Source organism: Ruegeria hyattellae (assembly GCF_041537925.1).
Lineage (GTDB): Bacteria > Pseudomonadota > Alphaproteobacteria > Rhodobacterales > Rhodobacteraceae > Ruegeria_C.
The window spans coordinates 186,600-207,328 of sequence record NZ_JBGOSH010000006.1 but is presented as its reverse complement, the minus strand read 5'-3'; the positions used below and the strand labels follow the sequence as shown (position 1 = coordinate 207,328).

21 protein-coding genes, 2 tRNA genes and 1 riboswitch are annotated in these 20,729 nt (G+C 60.9%); of the genes, 3 read left to right on the top strand and 20 right to left on the bottom strand.

Going from position 1 to position 20,729, the window contains the following annotated elements:
* The first annotated feature begins 4 nt into the window (after positions 1-4).
* Complete coding sequence (locus AB1E33_RS16460) at positions 5-382, top strand: DUF2237 family protein (protein ID WP_372578361.1); 378 nt, start codon at positions 5-7, stop codon at positions 380-382.
* A 58-nt stretch (positions 383-440) separates the two neighbouring features.
* Here AB1E33_RS16460 and AB1E33_RS16455 read toward each other — a convergent pair whose 3' ends face one another.
* The 9 genes from AB1E33_RS16455 to rpsA form a co-directional block, all read right to left on the bottom strand.
* On the bottom strand, positions 441-1,586 hold the full coding sequence (locus AB1E33_RS16455) for a slipin family protein (RefSeq protein ID WP_372578360.1): 1,146 nt from the start codon (positions 1,584-1,586) through the stop codon (positions 441-443).
* Positions 1,587-1,984: 398 nt separating this feature from the next.
* Positions 1,985-2,056: transfer RNA gene (locus AB1E33_RS16450), tRNA-Arg, on the bottom strand.
* Positions 2,057-2,128: transfer RNA gene (locus AB1E33_RS16445), tRNA-Gln, on the bottom strand.
* A 295-nt stretch (positions 2,129-2,423) separates the two neighbouring features.
* On the bottom strand, positions 2,424-3,671 hold the full coding sequence (trpB, locus tag AB1E33_RS16440; RefSeq protein ID WP_372578359.1) for a tryptophan synthase subunit beta: 1,248 nt from the start codon (positions 3,669-3,671) through the stop codon (positions 2,424-2,426).
* 138 nt (positions 3,672-3,809) lie between these two features.
* A complete protein-coding gene (locus AB1E33_RS16435; protein ID WP_372578358.1) occupies positions 3,810-4,457 on the bottom strand; it encodes a phosphoribosylanthranilate isomerase in 648 nt (215 codons plus the stop codon).
* A 6-nt stretch (positions 4,458-4,463) separates the two neighbouring features.
* A complete protein-coding gene (locus AB1E33_RS16430; RefSeq protein WP_372578438.1) occupies positions 4,464-4,814 on the bottom strand; it encodes a LapA family protein in 351 nt (116 codons plus the stop codon).
* Positions 4,815-4,818: 4 nt separating this feature from the next.
* Entirely contained in the window at positions 4,819-5,103 is a 285-nt protein-coding gene (gene ihfB / locus AB1E33_RS16425; protein WP_510762302.1) for an integration host factor subunit beta, read from the bottom strand.
* 249 nt (positions 5,104-5,352) lie between these two features.
* Positions 5,353-5,967, bottom strand: a complete 615-nt coding sequence (locus AB1E33_RS16420) for a LysE family translocator (protein ID WP_372578356.1) — start codon at positions 5,965-5,967, stop codon at positions 5,353-5,355.
* A gap of 107 nt (positions 5,968-6,074) precedes the next feature.
* Entirely contained in the window at positions 6,075-7,754 is a 1,680-nt protein-coding gene (rpsA, locus tag AB1E33_RS16415; protein ID WP_372578355.1) for a 30S ribosomal protein S1, read from the bottom strand.
* Positions 7,755-8,110: 356 nt separating this feature from the next.
* Between rpsA and AB1E33_RS16410 the strand changes: the two genes are divergently transcribed.
* Positions 8,111-8,551: a hypothetical protein gene (locus AB1E33_RS16410; RefSeq protein ID WP_372578354.1), complete on the top strand. Its 441-nt coding sequence runs from the start codon at positions 8,111-8,113 to the stop codon at positions 8,549-8,551.
* Between the two features lie 24 nt (positions 8,552-8,575).
* Here the strand turns inward: AB1E33_RS16410 and AB1E33_RS16405 are convergent, their stop codons facing one another.
* From AB1E33_RS16405 to aroA, 3 genes are all read right to left on the bottom strand, one after another.
* Entirely contained in the window at positions 8,576-9,100 is a 525-nt protein-coding gene (locus AB1E33_RS16405) for a hypothetical protein (protein WP_372578353.1), read from the bottom strand.
* Positions 9,101-9,195: 95 nt separating this feature from the next.
* On the bottom strand, positions 9,196-9,807 hold the full coding sequence (locus AB1E33_RS16400; RefSeq protein ID WP_372578352.1) for a (d)CMP kinase: 612 nt from the start codon (positions 9,805-9,807) through the stop codon (positions 9,196-9,198).
* Between the two features lie 8 nt (positions 9,808-9,815).
* Positions 9,816-11,168, bottom strand: a complete 1,353-nt coding sequence (aroA, locus tag AB1E33_RS16395) for a 3-phosphoshikimate 1-carboxyvinyltransferase (RefSeq protein WP_372578351.1) — start codon at positions 11,166-11,168, stop codon at positions 9,816-9,818.
* Between the two features lie 196 nt (positions 11,169-11,364).
* Between aroA and AB1E33_RS16390 the strand changes: the two genes are divergently transcribed.
* Complete coding sequence (locus AB1E33_RS16390; protein ID WP_372578350.1) at positions 11,365-12,171, top strand: hypothetical protein; 807 nt, start codon at positions 11,365-11,367, stop codon at positions 12,169-12,171.
* Here the strand turns inward: AB1E33_RS16390 and trmB are convergent.
* The 8 genes from trmB to miaB form a co-directional block, all read right to left on the bottom strand.
* Positions 12,168-12,878 carry a tRNA (guanine(46)-N(7))-methyltransferase TrmB gene (gene trmB / locus AB1E33_RS16385; RefSeq protein ID WP_372578349.1) on the bottom strand — a complete coding sequence of 237 codons (711 nt, stop codon included), beginning with the start codon at positions 12,876-12,878 and terminating at the stop codon, positions 12,168-12,170. The two genes, AB1E33_RS16390 and trmB, sit on opposite strands and share 4 nt — an antisense overlap.
* Positions 12,879-12,976: 98 nt before the next feature.
* Positions 12,977-14,158: a methionine adenosyltransferase gene (metK, locus tag AB1E33_RS16380; protein ID WP_372578348.1), complete on the bottom strand. Its 1,182-nt coding sequence runs from the start codon at positions 14,156-14,158 to the stop codon at positions 12,977-12,979.
* Between the two features lie 5 nt (positions 14,159-14,163).
* A riboswitch (SAM-SAH riboswitch) is annotated at positions 14,164-14,213 on the bottom strand.
* Positions 14,214-14,256: 43 nt separating this feature from the next.
* Positions 14,257-15,762, bottom strand: a complete 1,506-nt coding sequence (gene lnt, locus AB1E33_RS16375; RefSeq protein WP_372578347.1) for an apolipoprotein N-acyltransferase — start codon at positions 15,760-15,762, stop codon at positions 14,257-14,259.
* Positions 15,759-16,646, bottom strand: a complete 888-nt coding sequence (locus AB1E33_RS16370; protein WP_372578346.1) for a transporter associated domain-containing protein — start codon at positions 16,644-16,646, stop codon at positions 15,759-15,761. The genes lnt and AB1E33_RS16370 overlap by 4 nt, the downstream gene beginning before the upstream one ends.
* Complete coding sequence (gene ybeY / locus AB1E33_RS16365) at positions 16,646-17,179, bottom strand: rRNA maturation RNase YbeY (RefSeq protein WP_372578345.1); 534 nt, start codon at positions 17,177-17,179, stop codon at positions 16,646-16,648. Before ybeY ends, AB1E33_RS16370 begins: the two co-directional genes overlap by 1 nt.
* 47 nt (positions 17,180-17,226) lie before the next feature.
* Positions 17,227-18,258: a PhoH family protein gene (locus tag AB1E33_RS16360; protein ID WP_372578344.1), complete on the bottom strand. Its 1,032-nt coding sequence runs from the start codon at positions 18,256-18,258 to the stop codon at positions 17,227-17,229.
* Between the two features lie 147 nt (positions 18,259-18,405).
* Positions 18,406-19,158, bottom strand: a complete 753-nt coding sequence (locus tag AB1E33_RS16355; RefSeq protein ID WP_372578343.1) for an outer membrane protein — start codon at positions 19,156-19,158, stop codon at positions 18,406-18,408.
* 157 nt (positions 19,159-19,315) lie between these two features.
* A complete protein-coding gene (miaB, locus tag AB1E33_RS16350; RefSeq protein WP_372578342.1) occupies positions 19,316-20,635 on the bottom strand; it encodes a tRNA (N6-isopentenyl adenosine(37)-C2)-methylthiotransferase MiaB in 1,320 nt (439 codons plus the stop codon).
* Positions 20,636-20,729 lie beyond the last annotated feature (94 nt).

Here is a 20,729-nt window from a genome sequence, read left to right as displayed (position 1 = left end):
GCGCATGGAGCCTGATGACAGCATAAATGCCCTTGGCGGGGTGCTTGAACCCTGCTCAACCGATCCTGTGACCGGTTTCTTTCGCGACGGGCATTGCAACACATGCCCCCAGGACCGGGGCAGCCATACGGTGTGCGCGGTGATGACGGCAGAGTTTCTGGCCTATTCCAAATATGTCGGCAACGACCTGAGCACCCCGCGCCCCGAGTTCGGTTTTGCCGGACTGGTGCCGGGCGACAAATGGTGCCTCTGTGCCGCGCGGTTCCTACAGGCCCATGACGAGGGCTGCGCCCCAAAAGTCGATCTGGCCGCCACCCACCGCCGAGCACTGGCGATCGTGCCGCTGGACATCCTGAAACGCCATGAGGCGCGCAAGATCTGAACCTTCCGAAAAGGTGTAGGCCGACCCGGATATACCCGGATCGGCCCGTTTCCCGGGATCAATCCCGCAGCTTCACGAGGTCGCTCATCAACCCCTCGGTGCCATTATGAACCGTCAGGCGCTCGACCTTGCCAGCGATGGTTTCCAGCGCCTCAAGCTCTTTCAGCCGCAGCATCACCGGGTTCTCCGCCATCACCTTTGCGGTATTCAATAGAGACCGCGTGGCGTTGGTTTCCTCCCGCCGCCGGATGACATTGGCCTCGGCCTGTTTTTCGGCCGCGACCACTGCTGTCAGGATCTCCCGCATCTCGCCGGGCAGGATGACGTCTTTCAACGCGATCTCACCCACTTCGATGCCGATCCCGGCCATGTGCGTCCGCACCCGATCTGCAGCCTCGGCGTCAACATTCACCTTTTCAGCCAACAGCCGGTCCAGTGTCAGCGCACCAAGCGTCTTCCGGAACGCCAGTTGCAGCGCCCGGTGCAGGGCCTGATCGAAATCCTTGACCGCACCTGTTGCCTTGACCGGATCGGTGACCCGGAAATCAGCGCTGAGGTTGACCCGGATGGATACCCGGTCCTTGGTGAGAATCTCTTGACCGGTGACCTCATGGGTCCGCTCCCGCAGGTCGATCTGCTTGACCGCCACAGTCCGGCCGACCTTCCAGAACGCATGCGCACCGGGGGCCAGTTGAACTTGCAGCACGCCTTCGACCGTCAACAGTCCTGTATGGCCCTCGGCCACCTCGACCTGCATCAGGATCGCGCCCAGACCTGCCCGGCCCAGCCGCTGCGAAACCGCATTCGGAACCGCCAGCGTTTCGGACACGGCATGCCGTTCGACCTGCCACGGTCCCGCATCGGTCCAGACCAGCACGCGCGCCTCGGGCTGCATCACCCGAACCGGCTTGCCATCCTGCAGTAGCAGCACGACCTCGTCGGGTCCGGCCCGAAACTCGGTCAGATGTGCGGCGGCCAGATCGGGCCGGTTCTGCATCAGCGCCGACTTGTAGGGCGACACGAAAAAGAGGTTTTCCAGATCATGCGGCTCGGTCAGGACATCCCTGCGCGGCAACCGGTGTTCCCCGGGCCCCAGAATCGCGTGGAATGTCCCCTTGCGAAGGACCAGCATCCGCTGGGTCTCGGTCAGGGTCAGCCGTTGATGACCGGTCACCCGGTCGATCACATCTTGGAACAGTGTCATATCATTTCTCCTTTTCGTCTCGCTCTATCGTCGTCGCAAAAGCGAACTCCTTTTCATGTTTTCAGTGAGTTGCACCCCGATCGGGTGACAGGTGTTACGCCTTTGACCGAAGGCGAGAAAGGCCCGGACATTCCCCGCGCCATGACCTTGCGCGGGAGGGTCAGAGAGAGGGGCGCAGGACCAGTACGCCGCGCCCCTGTCGGGACAGCGGGGCACCGATCCGGCGGTACCGTCATCCGCCCTCCAGCCCAAAGCCAGAGCAGCGAAGGCCCCTGCCCCGACAGGCCAAGGCCAGGCGGCGCGCGGCACCCTCCCTGCTGGGGAATGCCCGGAACCCGATGAGTTGGACCGCTTTCGCGGGCCGGCTTATAAGGCCGGTGCTGACCAAACAGCGTTTGTTCAAATGGCGGGAGTCGAACCCGCTACCCATCGATTCGCAGTCGATTGCTCTACCCAATGAGCTACATTTGCGGCTTTGGAAGGAGTTGAACCTTCGCGCACAGACCCAAAATCTGCTGCTCTTCCCAACTGAGCTACAAAGCTGACCAATCTCCGGTGTCGGCCCAGGCATACGGGATCGGCAGCGCCGTCCGCACCGGGAGAGTGATCACCTCTGCCCGCTAGGGTCCGATCCGTCGTGACCGGTATCGGCGGGTTTAGGCGAAGGGGATGGATTCGCTCAACAAGCTTTTCAGGCCCGGAAACGCGCCTGTGGCCGTCACGCAACAATATTACCCAGTTGCGCAACAATCAATAAGTCAGGTCGGCAAAATCAGGGCAGAGCATTCAATTCAAACACTCCGCCCATATCGAAAATTTCAAAAACCGACCGGTCGATCAGTTCGCCTCACGCCCCTCGGTGTCGGACATGTCAAAGCCCAGATGCTTGGCGACGGTAAAGATGTCCTTGTCGCCGCGCCCGCACATATTCATGCAGATGATGTGCTCCTTTGGCAGCTCCGGCGCGATCTTCATCACGTGGGCCAGCGCATGGCTGGGTTCGAGCGCGGGAATGATCCCCTCGGTCGAACAGCTCAGCTGGAACGCCTCCAGCGCTTCCTTGTCGGTGATCGAGACATATTGTGCGCGGCCGACTTCGTGCAGCCATGAATGCTCTGGCCCGATGCCGGGATAATCCAGCCCGGCCGAAATCGAATAACCTTCGAGGATCTGACCGTCATCATCCTGCAGCAGATAGGTCCGGTTGCCATGCAGCACACCAGGGCGCCCCCCGGTCAGCGAGGCGCAATGTTCCATCTTTTCATTCACGCCCCTGCCACCCGCTTCGACGCCGATGATATTGACCTCTTTGTCATCGAGGAACGGGTAGAACAGACCCATCGCGTTCGAGCCACCACCGATGGCGGCAATGAGAGTGTCGGGCAACCGACCCTCGGCCTTTTGCATCTGCTGCTTGGCTTCCTTGCCGATGATCGACTGGAAATCACGCACCATTGCCGGATAGGGATGTGGCCCAGCCACTGTACCGATGCAATAGAACGTGTCGCGCACATTGGTCACCCAGTCGCGCAGCGCGTCGTTCATCGCGTCTTTCAGCGTCCCGCGGCCAGAGGTCACAGGGATCACCTCAGCCCCCAGCAGGCGCATCCGGAACACGTTTGGCGACTGACGCTGCACGTCGTGCGCACCCATATAGACCACGCATTTCAGACCGAACTTGGCGCAGACCGTGGCGGTGGCCACCCCGTGCTGCCCGGCGCCGGTCTCGGCGATGATCCGGGTCTTGCCCATGCGGCGGGCCAGAATGATCTGGCCCAGCACGTTGTTGATCTTATGCGCGCCAGTATGGTTCAACTCATCCCGCTTGAGGTAGATCTTCGCGCCACCCAGATGTTCGGTCAGGCGTTCCGCGAAATAGAGCGGCGAGGGGCGACCCACGTAATTGGCCCAGAGATCGTCCATCTCGGCCCAGAAACTGGGGTCATCCTTGGCCTTGTCGTATTCCTCTTCCAGCGACAGGATCAGCGGCATCAGCGTTTCGCTGACGAACCGTCCGCCAAAAATACCGAAGCGGCCCTGCTCATCCGGACCGGACATGAAGGAATTAAAAAGATCGTTAGCCATGACAGCACCCTCACCTGATTTCGTCTGTCCTAGTGCGCACGGGCGGCGAGGACAAGACAAGGCATTTCGAATTGCCGGATCAGCGCAATCTGCGGCGTCCCCATAGACCCGGCTTTACCCAAAAGAACAATTTCCGGGTTACGCGGTCGCCGCCGTAACAAACTGCCGAATTAGGGCCACGTCCTTGACGCCAGAGCTTGTCTCGACCCCGGACGAGACATCCACCTGCGTCGCACCAGTCATGCGAATGGCCTCTTGCACGTTTTCGGGTGTCAGGCCACCGGCCAGCATCCAGGGTTTGCGCCAGTATTTCCGCCCTGCCAGCAACCGCCAGTCGAAGCGCAGGCCAAGGCCGCCTGGCATTGGGGCATCTTTCGGAGGTTTGGCTTCGATCAGAAACTGATCCGCCACGTCGCTGAACAGGTCGATCTGCTCAAAGTCCCCCGCATCGGCGACACCAATCACCTTTATCACCGGCAGGCCATAACGCGCCTTGACGTCGGAAACACGCTCGACGCTTTCGCCGCCGTGAAGCTGCAGCATGTCAAGTGGTACCGCTGCGGTGATCCGATCAAGCTCTTCGTCCGTCGCCTTGACCGTAACGGCCACTTTGGCAACCCCCATCGGCACCGCCTCAGCCAGCGATCGTGCTTGTTCCGGATCAACAAATCGCGGCGATTTCGGAAAGAAATTCAGGCCTATATAGCGCGCGCCCGCCTGCGCCGCCGCATGCACGTGATCGGCCTGTTTCAGACCGCAGATCTTGACGCCGACACTCGGGGCCATGGCCTATCAGTTGCCCTCTTCCAGCAGGGCCAAAACCTCGTCTTTGCCTTCGTTCTTCTGTTTCTTGAGCTTGTTCACTTCGCGTTCGAGCTTGCGCACTTCGCGATATTTCTCGCCCGCCTCGCGGCGATGCTTGTGCTCGCGCAGCCATTCCAGAATATAGCCGATGATCAGGCCCGCAGCGATCCCGCCAAGAACGACGATGAAGACCGGCAGCGGCAGCGAATAGTTGAACCCGACGAGCTCGGCCAGGGCATCCGGCATCAGCTTGAGGGTCACCATCTGGAGATTGGCCAGCGACACCGATACCAGTACGATGATCAGTGCGGCCAGAAAGGCGTAGCGAATATAGCGCATCATGTCAGGCTTTTCCGTTTAGTCGATCCCTGAGCAACTTGCCGGTCTTGAAAAACGGCACGTGCTTTTGTTCCACATGCACTGTTTCGCCGGTCCTGGGATTGCGACCAATCCGCGCGTCCCGTTGTTTTACCGAAAACGCGCCGAACCCGCGCAACTCAACCCGGTCGCCACGCGACATGGCATCGGTGACTTCGTCAAAAACCGTGTTCACGATCCGCTCAACATCGCGTTGGTAGAGATGCGGGTTCTCGTCAGCAATCTTCTGGATCAATTCCGAACGGATCATAGGTTCTACCCCTCCCAAGGCGGCGTGGCGGTTCTTGTGGACGTACCGGCAAGTATATGAAAAATCACGCTTGTGTGGAACGTAAAGTCACGGGCAAAATCGGGTATTTCATGCCCCCCGGCCAAAGAATTCGCCTTGACCCGCGCATTTGACCCATTTTGGCTCACGCCGCATCGCAGAAATACACGCCAGAGGAGGTCGGGCCGAAGCCCTTGATTCGCAAGGCAAAGCCGTAGGGGCATTTCCGGCTCAGGGATCGGAACGCGCAACCGCCAGACCGAGGCCCGCCACAATAAAAAAGCTCCCGGTCAAACGATGCCGCCATTGCCCCAACCGCAGAACCGACCGGCGCGCGGATTGCGCCATCGCGACCCAGGCCAGATCGCCGATGAAAATCACGATCAGATAGATGCCCGCGGCCAGCGCCAGACCCTGCCCGCCCGCCTGCGGGCTGACAAACTGCGGCAGAAAGGCTGCGCTGAACAAAAGCGTCTTGGGATTGATCACTGCCAGAAACAGACCCTGCCAGAACACGGCGGCGATGGGCCGGTCGGTGGCCCGCGCGGCGGGCATCGGATCAAAGCCACACCGCAAGGCCTGAATGCCCAGGAACAGAAGATAGGCCACCCCAGCCCACTTGATCCAAAACAACGCATCCGCGGCCAGCTGCAGCACTGCGCTGAGGCCGATCACGACCAAGCAGAGCTGCAGCAGAATGCCCAATGTAGTGCCCAGCACCGTCGCAGCCCCAAAGCGAAAACCATGTGCGATGGTATTTGCCACGATGAACGCGACATTCGGTCCCGGTATCGCAACCAGCACAAGCGTCGCCGCCGCCAGAGCCATTGCCAGATCAAAAGACATGTCTCACCCCGCAGATGATGATTGCCAGCCTAGCATGATCTGCCAAGAAACGAAAAAGGCCCTGCGGATGTCTCCGCAGGGCCTCAAGGTCTTCAAAAGACGTTCGATCAGTCGTCGCCGGATTTCAGCGCTGCACCCAGAATGTCGCCGAGCGATGCGCCGGAGTCCGAGGAGCCATACTGCTGCACGGCTTCTTTCTCTTCTGCGATCTCGCGAGCTTTGATCGACAGACCCAGTCGGCGGGTTTTGCTGTCGACATTGGTTACACGCACGTCAACCTTGTCACCAACAGAGAAACGCTCGGGGCGTTGTTCGGCGCGGTCACGCGACAGATCCGAACGGCGGATGAAGGATTTCATGCCTTCGTATTCCACCTCGATGCCGCCATCTTCGATCGCGGTCACGTTCACGGTCACGATCGAGCCGCGCTTCACGCCGCCAACCGCTTCGGCGAACTTGTCGCCGCCCAGTGCCTTGATCGAGAGCGAGATGCGCTCTTTCTCGACGTCAACTTCCGAGACAACCGCCTGAACAACGTCGCCCTTGCGATAGTTCTGGATGGCATCCTCGCCACGCTCGTCCCAGGACAGGTCGGACAGGTGAACCATGCCGTCGATGTCGCCTTCCAGGCCAACGAACAGACCGAATTCGGTGATGTTCTTGACTTCGCCTTCGACTTCGGTGCCCTCGGGGTGGGTTTCTGCAAACACTTCCCACGGGTTACGCATGGTCTGCTTGAGGCCCAGCGATACCCGGCGCTTGGCGCCGTCGATCTCCAGAACCATGACGTCGACTTCCTGGCTGGTCGAAACGATCTTGCCGGGGTGGACGTTCTTCTTGGTCCAGGACATTTCGGACACGTGAACCAGACCTTCGACGCCCGGCTCCAGCTCAACAAATGCACCGTAATCGGTGATGTTAGTGACGCGGCCCTTGTGGACAGACGACAGCGGATACTTAGCGCCAACCAGATCCCACGGATCTTCCTGCAGCTGCTTCATGCCGAGGCTGATGCGGTGGGTTTCCTTGTTGATCTTGATGACCTGAACCTTGACGGTTTCGCCGATGTTCAGGATCTCGTTCGGGTGGTTGACCCGACGCCATGCCATGTCGGTGACGTGCAACAAGCCGTCGACACCGCCCAGATCCACGAACGCACCGTATTCGGTGATGTTCTTGACCACACCGTCGACCGCCTGGCCTTCGGTCAGGTTGCCGATCACTTCGGCGCGCTGTTCGGCACGCGATTCTTCCAGAATGGCGCGGCGCGACACAACAATGTTGCCCCGGCGGCGGTCCATTTTCAGGATCTGGAACGGCTGCTTCAGACCCATCAGCGGACCAGCGTCGCGCACGGGGCGCACGTCAACCTGCGAGCCGGGCAGGAACGCAACAGCGCCACCCAGATCGACGGTGAAGCCACCTTTGACGCGGCCGAAAATTGCACCTTCGACGCGCTGGTCGTCGGCGTATGCTTTTTCCAGACGGTCCCATGCCTCTTCACGGCGGGCCATCTCGCGCGAGATGACGGCTTCGCCACGGGCGTTTTCGGCGGCGCGCAGGTAGACTTCGACCTCGTCGCCAACAGCGATTTCAGGGGCTTCGCCGGGATTTGCGAATTCTTTCAGCTCGACGCGGCCTTCCATTTTGTAGCCTACGTCGATGATGGCTTGGCCCGCTTCGATCGCGATCACCTTGCCTTTGACAACGGTCCCTTCTTCGGGCGTGTCCATTTCGAAGCTTTCATTAAGGAGGGCTTCGAATTCCTCCATGGATGCGTTAGCCATGTGGCAGTTTATTCCTTTACGTTTCACTTTATCTGGCCGAGCGGTTGTCTCCGCCGGTCTTGTTTCAGGCCCGCCTATGGCGGAACAGGTTGGTCAGACGGTCAAATCACGCCAGAAAACAAAGAGGGCCGGTGTTCCCGACCCTGCCCGTCTCATTATTCTATGGCTTGAACCGCCTTGTCGACGCGCGCTCTATAGCGGCTTGGACGGGTTCTCGCAAGTGGAAAGCCCACTGCCGTGCTGCTATCGGCAGAATAGAGGCCCACGCATGTTCACATTGGTTTGAACCTGCCAACTGGATCTTGAGCGCGCGCGTGTGACGACGCAAAGACGCTGCACACAAGAATGCCACCCCGTTGAGTTGGTTGACCCCAAGGAGTTCCGCCATAAATTTCGATGAATTCAACCTGATGGTCGTGCAGCAACCGATGGCGGTTCAAATCTGGCTGAACGTGTTGCTGGTCGGCGCGTTCGTATTGCCCTGCGTTTTGCTCATTTGGCGACAGAGCCGCATTGCCGGGGCCGCCACCCTGGGCTGCAGTGTTCTGGCTGCCATTGGCGTGATCGGGATTTTCTCGCAACTGGGCTATGTGAGGCTGATGGGGCTGGGGCACATCATCTTCTGGACGCCGATTGTCTTCTACCTGTACCGGCAGCAGGCACGATTGGGGATGCCCACCCTTCCGGTCCGGATCATCCGGGCCATCATTCTGACGGTAAGCATTTCGCTGATCTTCGACTATATCGACCTTGCCCGCTACATCCTCGGTGATCGCGCAGCGATATTGCCTGCCTGAATGACGAGTGTTGGAAGGGCAAGTTTAGATCTCCTCCCCCTTCTTCAGCAACTCGTCGATCAACTGCCGCTGCAGATTGCCGCTATCGCCGCCGCCAAATTGCACCGCGCCACCGGAATAGAGCGTGCCATAGGTTCGGGCAACGTTCACGGTTTGGCCAAGGCCCGAGATAAACTGATTCTTCTCGAGCGGTGACAGCGGATGAATGAAGGCCGCCCAGAGCGTGCCATTTGCGATGGCATAGCGCGCGTCCAGCGCGGAATCGAAATTGGCCTGCATCATGCGCGTCAGGTCCTCGGAGGTCAGTTCGCCAGCGCTGCGGATCGGTACCATGGCCCGCATCCGGTCGGCCTGCGCATCGGTCACGACCAGCACCGGCATGCCGTCAATCACGAACTGAAATCCTGGCCCGCTTGGCTGCGCCTCAGGGTCAAGCGCAAAGATGATCCGGCCCAACCGCTCATAGGTCATGGCGGGTTCAGGGTTCGGGGCGTCCTGGGCACTGGCCAGCGACGCACACAGGATCAATGGCAGGATATAGCGTAGCATCGGCAATCTCTCCTCTGGCCTGATCCCAACCTAGGCATCGTAGCCCGGGCTGGCGAAACACAGCTTGGTGAGATTTGTGACGCTTGCGCTTAGGTCTACGCGGGCATCTTCGCTTCGATCGCGGCAATGGCCACGCCCAGCGCGGTATCGATATCGAGCTTGGAGGTGTCAATCATCACCGCATCCCCGGCGGGTTTCAGCGGCGCTTCCGAGCGGTTCATGTCGCGTTCATCGCGCGCCTGCACATCAGCCAAGACCTGATCGAGAGTCACGATCTGGCCCTTGCCGGTCAGTTCCATATAGCGGCGTTCAGCCCTCACCTCGGCGCTGGCGGTCACGAATAGCTTGGCCTCGGCATCGGGGCAGATCACCGTACCGATGTCGCGCCCGTCCAATACCGCGCCCCCGGCCCGGCGGGCAAAGGCGCGCTGGAAATCCACCAGAGCGGCGCGCACCTCACCGATCACCGCCACTTTCGAAGCCGCCTGCGCCACGTCGGGTGAGCGCAGGTCGGGACGGTCAAGGTCCTCGGGCATCAGGCCACGGGCAGCTTCAATCGGGTCCTCGCCAGACAGCATCCGTCGCCCCACCGCGCGGTAGAGCAGACCGGTATCGAGATGCCCGAAGCCGAAATGCGCGGCTACCCCCTTGGACAGCGTCCCCTTCCCCGCCGCCGCCGGCCCGTCAATCGCTATGGTAAAGGCCATCACGCCGCTCAGCTGTTGTTGCGTGTCAGGCCTGCGCCCAGACCCGCCATCAGTGGCTCGAAAATCGGAAACGACGTAGCGATGGGGCCGCCGCTGTCGATGGTGACCGGGGCTTTCGCTCCCATCCCCATAACCATGAAGGACATGGCGATGCGGTGATCCAGAAAGGTCTCACAAGTGCCGCCGCCCGGAACCTGCCCGATGCCCAGCCCTTCGACCGACCACCAGTCCTCGCCTTCCTCGACTGTCATCCCATTGGCGCGCAGCCCGCGCGCCATTGCATCAATTCGGTCGCTTTCCTTGACCCGCAATTCCTTGACGCCAACCATCATCGTGGTGCCTGTAGCATTTGCCGCCACGACCGACAGCACCGGGTATTCATCGATCATCGAGGCGGCGCGTTCGGACGGCACCTCGATCCCCTTCATATCAGGCGAGTATTTCGCGCGCAGATCGGCAACCGGCTCGCCGCCTTCGACACGCTCGTTCTCATAGGTCAGGTTCGCACCCATCTCGCGCAGTGTGGTAAAGAGGCCCGCACGGGTGTGGTTCAGCCCGATACCCGGCACCAGCACGTCCGAGCCCGGCGTGATGAGCGCCGCGCAGACCGGAAAGGCCGCGCTGGACGGGTCGCGCGGGACTGCGATGACCTGCGGTTTCAACTCCGGCCGCCCGGTGAGCGTGATCACCCGACCCTCGTCGGTCTCTTCGACCGTGATCTCTGCCCCGAAGCCTGCCAGCATCCGCTCGGTATGATCGCGGGTTGCTTCCTGTTCGATCACCACGGTCTGACCGGGCGCGTTCAGACCGGCCAGCAGCACGGCGGATTTCACCTGTGCTGAGGGCACCGGCACCTCGTAACGGACCGGGATCGGATCAGCAGCACCCACCAGCGTCATCGGCAAGCGCCCGCCCGCGCGCCCCACCGCCTGTGTTCCGAATAGCGCCAGCGGGTCGGTGACCCGCGCCATCGGGCGACCGTTGAGGCTGGCATCCCCGGTGAAAGTCACCGAGATCGGGCAGGTCGCCATCGCCCCCATGATCAAACGCACACCGGTGCCGGAATTGCCGCAATCGACCACCTGATCGGGTTCGGCAAAACCACCGACACCGACGCCATGCACCGACCATTCGCCGCCACCGTGATCGGTGACCTCGGCCCCGAAGGCGCGCATCGCCTTGGCCGTGTCCAGAACGTCGTCACCTTCCAACAACCCGGTGATCCGGGTCTCGCCCACGGACAATGCTCCCAGGATCAGCGAACGGTGCGAGATCGACTTGTCGCCGGGCACCTCGGCGGTGCCGGACAGCGGTCCGCAGGGATGCGATGTCATCGGGATGGGCGTGCCGTGTCCGGACATGGGGGTTCCTTTTGCGCTATCAGTCACAGGCCGATTAGCGAATTGGCTTCCGGTGGTCCAGCATCAATGGCGTCTCCGAGCGGGCCGGAACGGAAATGCCACAGCTTGCAGTGGGTAAAACCGCGAAAATGCGCTATGATTGCGCCATTCATACAAACAACGTTTCAGTACATTAATCTATTTGCAGGAGTGTATCATGGCACAGGCGCCCTCTGTGTTGGCAAAAGGCACCACGACCTATTTTCAACCAAAGAACCCGAATGAGACCGACAGCACCATTCAGAAAAGGCTCGCTTTTCTTGTTGGGCTGGTCGCCTTTGGCCTGCCGGTCGTTCTGGCCGCCGGGGCTATCTTTGGCGGCAGCTGCTTTCGCGACAGCATCAGCCACTTCTACTATGCACAGTTTCTCGGGGCGATCTTTGTCGGCCTTCTGATTTTCATCGGCGGCTTTCTGATCGCCTATACGGGCGAGCACTGGCTGGAGGATCTGGGATCCTTCATCGCCGGGATCGGTGCCTGTTTCGTCGCGATCTTTCCCACCAGCGGTTCGGGATGTGAAATGCCCGCTAGTTTTCTGTCGCGGGTGTTTGCCACGATCCAGCAGGCCACACCGCCCAGCATCCCGAACCCTGAGGGGGCGGACCTATTCATTTTGTTCGCCAAAGCCCCCGATCTGCACGCTTACGCGGCAGGTACCCTGTTCATCTATCTCGGCCTTTACTGCATGTTCGTACTGCGCCGCGTGGTGCCGGAACGCCACGAAGTAAATAATCGACTCATTCCGTCAAAACAGCGGCGCAACGTGCTCTATGCGATCTGCGGTCTGACGATCCTGTTCTGCGTCCTCGTGCTGGGTGCAGTTGGTTTCCTCGGTGGTGAGAACTTCCTGAAGGACTGGAACAGTATCAACCTGACTTTCGTGTTTGAAACCATCGCTTTGTGGGCCTTCGGGACTGCATGGTTCGCCAAGGGCCGTGTATTCCCCAAGCTGAACGACACCTAATCCGCGCGGCGGAATGTCAGGTAGTGCGGCACCCGGCCTTCACGCAGGGCTTTTTGCTCATACCGGGTCGACAGCCAATCACCCCACGGCGCGCGCCAGTGCGTCGGGTCTTCGGCCAACCATTCAAACCCCGCGCGCGGCACCTCTTCCAGTGTCTGGCGTACATAGTCGGGAATATCGGTCGCCACCCGAAAGATCGCGCGCGGCTTCAGGACCCGTGCCAGCGGCTCAAGGTGTTCCTGGGTCACGAAGCGGCGGCGGTGGTGGCGCTTTTTGGGCCAGGGATCGGGATAAAGCAGGAAGGCGCGAGAGATCGATGCCTCGGGCAGCACATCCATCAGGTCGCGCGCATCGCCGGGATACACCGCCAGATTGCTGACGCCCGCGCGCCGGATCTTGCCCAGTAACATCGCCACGCCGTTGATATACGGCTCGGCCCCGATGATACCCACATCTGGGTTGGTCGCGGCCTGATGCACCATATGCTCGCCACCGCCAAACCCGACCTCCAGCCAGACCGGTTTGCCGCCAAAGCGCGCCTCAGTATCCAGCGGGGTGCGTTCGGGGTTGGCGTCCCAATCCACCGCGCCGGGCGACAGCGCGGCCAGGTCTTCGTCCAGATAGGCCTTCTGGCTCTGCTTGAGGGTCTTACCCTTGAGACGGCCATAGAAGTTTCTGTGCGGGCGGGAGGGCGTCTGTGTGCTCATGGCGAGGCCCATAAAGGCTTGCGCGGCGCGCTGCAATACCGGGCTAAAAAAACGAAAGGCGACCCCATGGCCGCCTATCCGGAATCGCTTAAGACCGATCAGGCCGCGCGCTTAAGTGCCTCCGCCAGATCGGTGCGTTCCCAGCTGAACCCGCCATCCGCGCTCGGCTCGCGGCCGAAATGGCCATATGCGGCGGTGCGTTGATAAATCGGCTTGTTCAAGTCCAGATGCGAGCGGATGCCGCGCGGGGTCAGATCCATGATCTGATCCACCGCCTTTTCGATCTGCGCGTCGGGCAACAGACCAGTGCCGTGGGTATCCGCATAGATCGACAGCGGCCGTGAAACACCGATTGCATAGCTGAGCTGGATCGTGCAGCGATCCGCCATGCCCGCTGCAACCACATTCTTGGCCAGGTAGCGCGCTGCATAAGCCGCCGAGCGGTCCACCTTGGTCGGATCCTTGCCGGAAAACGCGCCGCCGCCATGCGGGGCGGCGCCACCATAGGTGTCCACGATGATCTTGCGCCCGGTCAGGCCAGCATCGCCATCCGGGCCGCCAATGACGAACTTGCCGGTGGGGTTCACGTGCCACTCGGTCTCGGGGCTCAGCCAGCCATCGGGCAGCGAATCGCGAATGTAGGGCTCTACCATGAGGCGGATATCATCGGATGTCAGCGCCTCGTCCAGATGCTGGGTCGACAACACGATCGAACTGACGCCCACCGGCTTTCCATCGCGATAGACAACCGAAAGCTGCGACTTGGCGTCCGGGCCAAGTGCGGGTTCGGTGCCGTTCTTGCGCACCTCGGCCAGCCGCCGCAGGATCGCATGCGAATACTGGATCGGGGCTGGCATCAGAGCTGGGGTTTCGGTGGTGGCGTAACCGAACATGATGCCCTGATCGCCCGCGCCCTCGTCCTTGTTGTCGGAGGCATCCACGCCCTGTGCGATATGGGCGGATTGTTCGTGCAGCAGATTGGTGATCTCGCAGGTGTTCCAGTGGAACTTGTCCTGCTCATAGCCGATGTCGCGAATGCAGTCGCGGGCGATTTGGTCGATCTTGCCCATGTATTCGTGCAGCTTGTCTTGATCCGACAACCCGACCTCGCCGCCGATCACGACGCGGTTGGTTGTGGCAAAGGTTTCAGCGGCAACGCGCGCTTCGGGCTCTTCACTCAGAAACGCATCGAGCACCGCATCCGAGATCCGGTCACAGACCTTGTCGGGATGGCCCTCGGAGACGGATTCCGAAGTAAACGTGTAATTCTGACGGGACATATAAGTGCTCCATTAAATGTTGCCCCACCACGCCAGGAAGCCGTTGTGGTGGGCTCGGACCCGGATACGCTCGGTCCCGGCGCGGGTCAATCGTAAAATCAGCCTACGCGCCTGCGGGGCAGGATGATCATGCTCCCCAGGCCAAGGAGAGCAAACACAAGCGCCGGTAGATCGCCGCTTTGCGCGTAGAATGTCGGCGCGCGCGGCGCTGGCAGGTCTGCATCGATATATCCGTCTACGCCGAGAGGTATCTCGGCAATTGTTCTGCCATGAGGATCGATCATGGCCGAGATGCCCGTATTGGCCACGCGCACCATGGGCAGGCCCTGCTCGATCGCCCGCATCTTAGCCTGGGCGAGATGCTGATAGGGGCCGGACCAAGATCCGAACCACGCATCATTGGTCAGTTGCAGCAGCATGTCCGGACGCGCGGAGGTACCGCCGACATCCTGCGGGAACACCGCCTCGTAGCAGATCAGCGGCAGGGCTGCCCCGACCGGGCCCAGCGAAAGCAGTTCAGGTCCGGGACCGGCGCTGAACCCCTGCCCCGCATTTGCGGCAAAGCCGTGAATGCCGACCCGCGCCAGCAGATCGCCAAGCGGAACATATTCACCAAAAGGCACCAGATGGTGCTTGTCATAGACGCCACTCAGATCTCCGTTGCCATCCAGATAGATGGCCGAGTTATAGATGTGGCTCGCGTCATAGCGGCGAATGCCCAGAACCACGGGCACTCCGGTTGCGGCGTCACTGATGGTTTGGAACACGCTCTCGGCCTCGTCGAGCCAGGTGGGCACGGCGGTTTCCGGCCAGACGATCAGGTCGGGGCTGGGTGCTGCGGCGGTGAACTCGATCTGACGCCGGAAGAAACGCGGAACGTGTTCCGGATCCCATTTGAGGTGCTGCGGTGCGTTGGGTTGGACCAGCCGCACGGTCTTGTCGGTCAGCGTGGCGGGGGGTGGTCCGGCGCTGAAATACGACGCCAGTGCCAGCAGGCCAAGCGCAGGTGCGGCGTTCAGCAGGCGCAGCGCGGCACCTCCCGTGCCAGTCAGCAGCGCCGCCAGAGGCAGAGTGGCCGCCAGCGTGGCGATGGCCAGTCCCTGAGGGCCGATATAGGCCAGCGATTGCGCCAGCGATGTGTCGACCCAGACCTGCGCAAACGCAGCCCATGGAAACCCGGTCAGCACATAGGCGCGCGCAAACTCGGCCAGTGACCAGCTGAAGACCAGCAACCAGCTGCGCCCGACGAGCCCCAACCGCGACCCCGCCGCAGCCCAGAATGCCGCAGCCCAGAACAACGCCAGTCCCCCCGCCATCAGCAACATCGCAAAAGGCGCCATCCAGCCATGGCGCGGGACATCCACCAGGAACGGCTCGACGATCCACGCGAGACCAAGACCGAAATAGCCCAATCCAAAGGCCCAGCCGATCATCGCCGCCTGTTTGCGCGTACAATCTTGCAAGGCAAGGACCGGAAGACAGATCAGCGCACCCAGCGTCGCGGGCCAGATATGGTAGGGTGCAAGCCCGAGGGCGGCGATCGCACCAAGCACGACCGTCAGTACCAGCCGTGGCCGCAAAGACCAGCGCAGCCGCTGGGTCATCCAGTGTTGCCGGGAAGCATGACGCGCAGACGCTTGATGCGGCGGGGATCAGCCTCGATCACTTCGAATTCCGGGCCATCGGGATGCACCACCACCTCACCCCGCGCGGGCACACGTCCCGACAGCATGAAGACCAGCCCGCCCAGCGTGTCGATTTCTTCTTCGTCGACATCCTCGTGACGGGTCAGCGATTGGCCGATCTCGGCCTCGAACTCATCCAGCGGGGTCCGGGCCTGCGCAATGTAGCAGCCCGGCTTGACCTTGAACCAAGTCTGATCCTCGCCGGGATCGTGTTCATCCTCGATCTCGCCCACAACCTGCTCCAGCAGGTCCTCGATGGTCAAAAGTCCATCAACACCGCCATACTCATCGATCACCAGCGCGATATGGCAGCGGTCGGCCTGCATCTTGGCCAGCAGCACGCCCAGCGGCATCGACGGCGGAACATAGAGCATCGGGCGAAGCATCGAGGTCAGCTCGAACGCGGCGGAATTACCGTTGAACCCGTGGGTCAGGGCAAAATCCTTGAGATGCACAAAGCCCTGCGGAGTGTCGAGCGTGCCTTCGTAAACCGGCAGCCGGGTCAGCCCGCTTTCGCGGAAGACCCTAACCAGTTCCTCTCGGGCGATCGAGCCGGGGACCGACACGATCTCGGCTGTGGGGATGGCGACATCCTCGACTCGCAACCTCCGCAGGTTGATCATCCCGGGCAGCTGCGCAGCAGGCAGGCCGGTTCCGTTTGGTGGTGATTCCTCGGGTGGCTCCCCCGGAGACAGGGCCCCCATGATCCGGCCGAGCAATCCTGCCCTTTCGCCGGTCCGGTCGCTGTCGTTTTCACTCTGCGCGCGATGCGCTGCGCTAGAACTGCCTTCTATGCCGTCCATTATTCCTGTTCCAAATCCCGCGGTCCATCTGGTCCCGCAAACTCATTATATGGGTTATCCAGACCCAGTTTGCCAAGTATCTCGATCTCAAGCCCCTCCATAAGAGTGGCATCGGCGTCACGGACATGATCATAGCCCAGAAGGTGCAGCATACCATGTACGACAAGATGGGTCACGTGATCCCGCATTCCCTTTCCCACCGCTTCCGCCTCTCTGGCGCAGGTATCGTAGGAAATCGCGATGTCGCCCAGCGCGATTTCGCCGGTGAAATCGGGCTCTGGGAGCACAGGCGTACCACCATCACTGGCCGATGCCAGCTCGGCCGAAGGCCAGCTGAGAACATTCGTTGGCGTGGCCTTGCCGCGAAAGGCCGCGTTCAGCTCGGCAATCCGCACGTCATCGCAGGCCAGCAGGCTCACTTCACACATGTCCGCGGCGATTCCCAGATGGTCGAGCACCGCCGCGACGGCCCGTCCCGCCAGCGGCGACAAGTCGCCCCAGCGGGTGTCTTCCAATGTCAGGTCCAGGTCCATGGGTGCCTCGGCAAGATCAGCGCTAGCCTCACGCTCCCGAACCGCGCCTAGCCGGTCCGGGAAGCTGACTCGCGTCCGGAATCGGCCTCATACGCTTCAATGATGGCGGCGACAAGCGGGTGGCGCACCACATCCTTGGCAGTGAAGTAACTGAAATTGATCCCCGGCACATGACCCAGCAAGCGTTCCGCATCCGCCAGCCCAGAGGGCACGCCGCGCGGCAGGTCCACCTGGCTGCGGTCGCCAGTGATGACCATGCGCGAGCCTTCGCCCAGCCGGGTCAGAAACATCTTCATTTGCATGGTCGTGGCATTCTGCGCCTCGTCCAGCACCACAAACGCATTGGCCAGCGTCCGGCCCCGCATGAAGGCCAGCGGCGCGATCTCGATTTTCTTTTCCTCGATCAGCTTGGCAAGCTGCTTGCCGGGTAGGAAGTCGTTCAGCGCGTCATAAAGCGGCTGCATGTAGGGATCGACTTTGTCCTTCATGTCGCCGGGCAGATAGCCCAGCTTCTCGCCCGCCTCGACCGCCGGGCGGCTGAGGATGATCCGGTCGACCAGCCCGGTGATGAACATAGACACGCCCACAGCCACGGCCAGATAGGTCTTGCCCGTACCTGCCGGGCCGATGCCGAAGGCCAGTTCGTTCTCAAATAGCGACAGAACATAGGCTTTCTGCGCGTCAGTGCGCGGTTCAACCAGCTTCTTACGCGTCTTGATCTCGACCTTTTCGCCGGTGAACATCTCTAACTGGTCGCCATCGCGCGCGCCGGTACCCTGCTCGGAATTGCCCATGCGCAATTCGCGGTCGACATCGGCCGCCTCGACCGGGCGACCATCCTGCAGCCGCTCATACAGCGCCTCAAGCACCTCTTCGGCTTGATTCTGCGTCGCCTCATCGCCGAGAATCGCAAGTTGGTTGCCGCGGCGCAGAATCTGCACGCTCAGCTTCTCTTCGATCTGGGCGAGATTGCGGTCGTACTCTCCACAAAGATCAATCAGCAAACGGTTGTCGGGAAACTCAAGAAGCACCTCTTTCGGCGCGTCTTCCTGCGGTGGGTTCAGGGCACCTATGGCCATCCGCTCTCCTGTCATGGCAGTCTGGGCCGAGCGTAGCCAACATCCTGTCCCACGTGCAAGCGCATGTCGCGCTTTTTCATCTCGCTGAAACAAATCGTTGCGGCGCGACCCGTTTCTGCACAATGGATGGGCTGATCTGCGCGTGGATCAAAACTGGAAATTGAGCCCAATCCTCAAACCGTGGAAACCCGGCGTCGATTTTGTCGTCACGCTGTCTGTCAGTTCGACGGTTTTGGAATTGAGGTTCACGTATTCGTACTCGCCAGTCAGCGACAATTGCTCGGTCAGTTTGTGCTCGACCCCCAAACCGATTGCATAGCCGTTGCGACGGTCATCGCTTTCCCCCGCGAATGCGCCGCCCCCTGCGCTGCTGTCGAGGCCGGTTTCAACCTTGGAGTTCACATACCCGATGGAGCTGAAATACAGGGTCCGGCCAGAGCGGTTGGTAATCCCGCCCTTGAATCGCAGCGTGAACATGTCCTTGATCTCTGAGCGTCCTTCAAGGGTGGTGCCAAGCACGTCACCGGTGACGGAATCCTCGATATCGGCAACATCATAACCGACCTCGAAGCCGTAGACATATTGGCGCCCCGTGGCAAAGCGAATCGAATCTCGCCAGCCGCCACGCACACCGCCGTAAAGTCCATCAGTCTCCATGTCGCCGAGATTGCCTAATAGTATGTCGTTACGCTTCACACCGAACCTGTCCTCGAATCCGAAGCCGTAGCCAAGGGAGCCGCCCGCATAAAACCCGTCCCAGTTCGGTGGTTCCGGTGCGTCGACAACCGGGTCCTGCAAGGGCGATCTGTCATTACCCGCAACGGCGGAACTGGCGGCGCAGGCGGCCAACAGAATTCCCGGGATCGATTTGGGTCCCAGAGCGGATTTCCATTTTTTCATCGTGAGCCCCTCACATACTCGAAGTTTCACACATGCCCGAAAAGGGGGACTCTCTATCGGCCCAGCCCCGTAAAAATACTACATCTGGGTAGATGTAACTCAACAAACACAATCTGTACATTGCGACCACAACACATTTGACGTCACGGCGGCATTTTTACGCCAGAACGCCTCGCAGAGAGTTCGCCGCCGAATCGACGATGCGCACGCGGCGCAGGTCACCGACCTCGACATTGGCGTCATCCACATGCACCGCATGCAGATACTCCGACTTGCCGCCCATCTGCCCGGGAAGACGCCCCGGCTTTTCGAACAGCACCTTGACTTCACGACCTACCATCGAATTCTGAACAGATCGTTGATCCCTTGTGATCAGGGCCTGAAGGCGCCGCAGGCGATCATCGGCCTCGGCCGGATCGATTTGGGGGCGCTCGGCCGCCGGGGTTCCGGGCCGGGTCGAGTATTTGAAGGAATAGGCGTAACCGTAGGTGACCTCTTCCACCAGATCGAGTGTGGCCTGAAAATCCGCCTCGCTCTCTTCGGGGAAGCCGACGATGAAATCGCCAGACATCAGGATATCGGGTCGGGCGGCGCGGATGCGCTCGATCAGCCGCAGGTAGCTTTCGGCCGTATGAGACCGGTTCATCCGTTTGAGGATCCTGTCCGAACCAGACTGCACCGGGAGGTGCAGATAGGGCATAAGCTTGTCGCAAGTGCCATGCGCCTCGATCAGGTCGTCGCCCATGTCATTGGGATGCGAGGTGGTGAAGCGGATGCGTTCCAGACCGTCGATCTTGTCCAGTTGCCAGATCAGTTGCGCCAGGGTCATATCGCCCATTGGTCCGGCACCGTGATAGGCATTCACGTTCTGGCCCAGCAGCGTGATCTCGCGCACGCCGCGTTCGACCAGATCGCGCGCCTCGGTCAGGATGCGGTCGACCGGGCGGCTGACCTCAGCCCCGCGAGTATAAGGCACCACGCAAAAGGCGCAGAACTTGTCGCAGCCTTCCTGCACGGTGAGAAAGGCGGTGGGTCCGCGTTTTGCCTTGGGGCGCGATTTGAGCCGTTCGAACTTGTCCTCTTCGGGAAAATCTGTGTCCAAGGCCTTTGCGCCCTGACGGGTCTTGGCCTCCATCTCTGGCAGGCGGTGATAGCTTTGCGGCCCGACCACCAGATCAACCAGAGGCTGGCGGCGCATGATCTCTTCGCCCTCGGCCTGCGCGACGCAGCCAGCCACGCCAATCTTCAGATCGGGCTTTTCCGCTTTCAGCCCCTTGAAGCGCCCCAGTTCGGAATAGACCTTTTCCGCCGCTTTCTCGCGAATGTGGCAGGTGTTAAGCAGGATCATGTCGGCATCATCGGCACTTTGCGTCTCGACATAACCCTGCCCGCCCAGCGCCTCGGCCATGCGCTCGCTGTCATAGACGTTCATCTGACAGCCATAGGTCTTGATGAATAATTTCTTAGGTTCGGACATCGGGCTTTGCCTTTGCACTGGCGGGATCGACGCAGGCGTCTATACGGAACGCGCATCGCTTGCAATGCGCACGCAATTAACCGAATTTGTGCAA

Excerpts from the sequence above, each read along its gene's own strand:
- AB1E33_RS16460 (WP_372578361.1), top strand. The coding sequence starts at position 5 with ATGGAGCCTGATGACAGCATAAATGCCCTTGGCGGGGTGCTTGAACCC.
- AB1E33_RS16455 (WP_372578360.1), bottom strand. The coding sequence starts at position 1,586 with ATGACACTGTTCCAAGATGTGATCGACCGGGTGACCGGTCATCAACGG.
- trpB (WP_372578359.1), bottom strand. The coding sequence starts at position 3,671 with ATGGCTAACGATCTTTTTAATTCCTTCATGTCCGGTCCGGATGAGCAG.
- AB1E33_RS16435 (WP_372578358.1), bottom strand. The coding sequence starts at position 4,457 with ATGGCCCCGAGTGTCGGCGTCAAGATCTGCGGTCTGAAACAGGCCGAT.
- AB1E33_RS16430 (WP_372578438.1), bottom strand. The coding sequence starts at position 4,814 with ATGCGCTATATTCGCTACGCCTTTCTGGCCGCACTGATCATCGTACTG.
- ihfB (WP_510762302.1), bottom strand. The coding sequence starts at position 5,103 with ATGATCCGTTCGGAATTGATCCAGAAGATTGCTGACGAGAACCCGCAT.
- AB1E33_RS16420 (WP_372578356.1), bottom strand. The coding sequence starts at position 5,967 with ATGTCTTTTGATCTGGCAATGGCTCTGGCGGCGGCGACGCTTGTGCTG.
- rpsA (WP_372578355.1), bottom strand. The coding sequence starts at position 7,754 with ATGGCTAACGCATCCATGGAGGAATTCGAAGCCCTCCTTAATGAAAGC.
- AB1E33_RS16405 (WP_372578353.1), bottom strand. The coding sequence starts at position 9,100 with ATGCTACGCTATATCCTGCCATTGATCCTGTGTGCGTCGCTGGCCAGT.
- AB1E33_RS16400 (WP_372578352.1), bottom strand. The coding sequence starts at position 9,807 with ATGGCCTTTACCATAGCGATTGACGGGCCGGCGGCGGCGGGGAAGGGG.
- aroA (WP_372578351.1), bottom strand. The coding sequence starts at position 11,168 with ATGTCCGGACACGGCACGCCCATCCCGATGACATCGCATCCCTGCGGA.
- AB1E33_RS16390 (WP_372578350.1), top strand. The coding sequence starts at position 11,365 with ATGGCACAGGCGCCCTCTGTGTTGGCAAAAGGCACCACGACCTATTTT.
- trmB (WP_372578349.1), bottom strand. The coding sequence starts at position 12,878 with ATGAGCACACAGACGCCCTCCCGCCCGCACAGAAACTTCTATGGCCGT.
- metK (WP_372578348.1), bottom strand. The coding sequence starts at position 14,158 with ATGTCCCGTCAGAATTACACGTTTACTTCGGAATCCGTCTCCGAGGGC.
- lnt (WP_372578347.1), bottom strand. The coding sequence starts at position 15,762 with ATGACCCAGCGGCTGCGCTGGTCTTTGCGGCCACGGCTGGTACTGACG.
- AB1E33_RS16370 (WP_372578346.1), bottom strand. The coding sequence starts at position 16,646 with ATGGACGGCATAGAAGGCAGTTCTAGCGCAGCGCATCGCGCGCAGAGT.
- ybeY (WP_372578345.1), bottom strand. The coding sequence starts at position 17,179 with ATGGACCTGGACCTGACATTGGAAGACACCCGCTGGGGCGACTTGTCG.
- AB1E33_RS16360 (WP_372578344.1), bottom strand. The coding sequence starts at position 18,258 with ATGGCCATAGGTGCCCTGAACCCACCGCAGGAAGACGCGCCGAAAGAG.
- AB1E33_RS16355 (WP_372578343.1), bottom strand. The coding sequence starts at position 19,158 with ATGAAAAAATGGAAATCCGCTCTGGGACCCAAATCGATCCCGGGAATT.
- miaB (WP_372578342.1), bottom strand. The coding sequence starts at position 20,635 with ATGTCCGAACCTAAGAAATTATTCATCAAGACCTATGGCTGTCAGATG.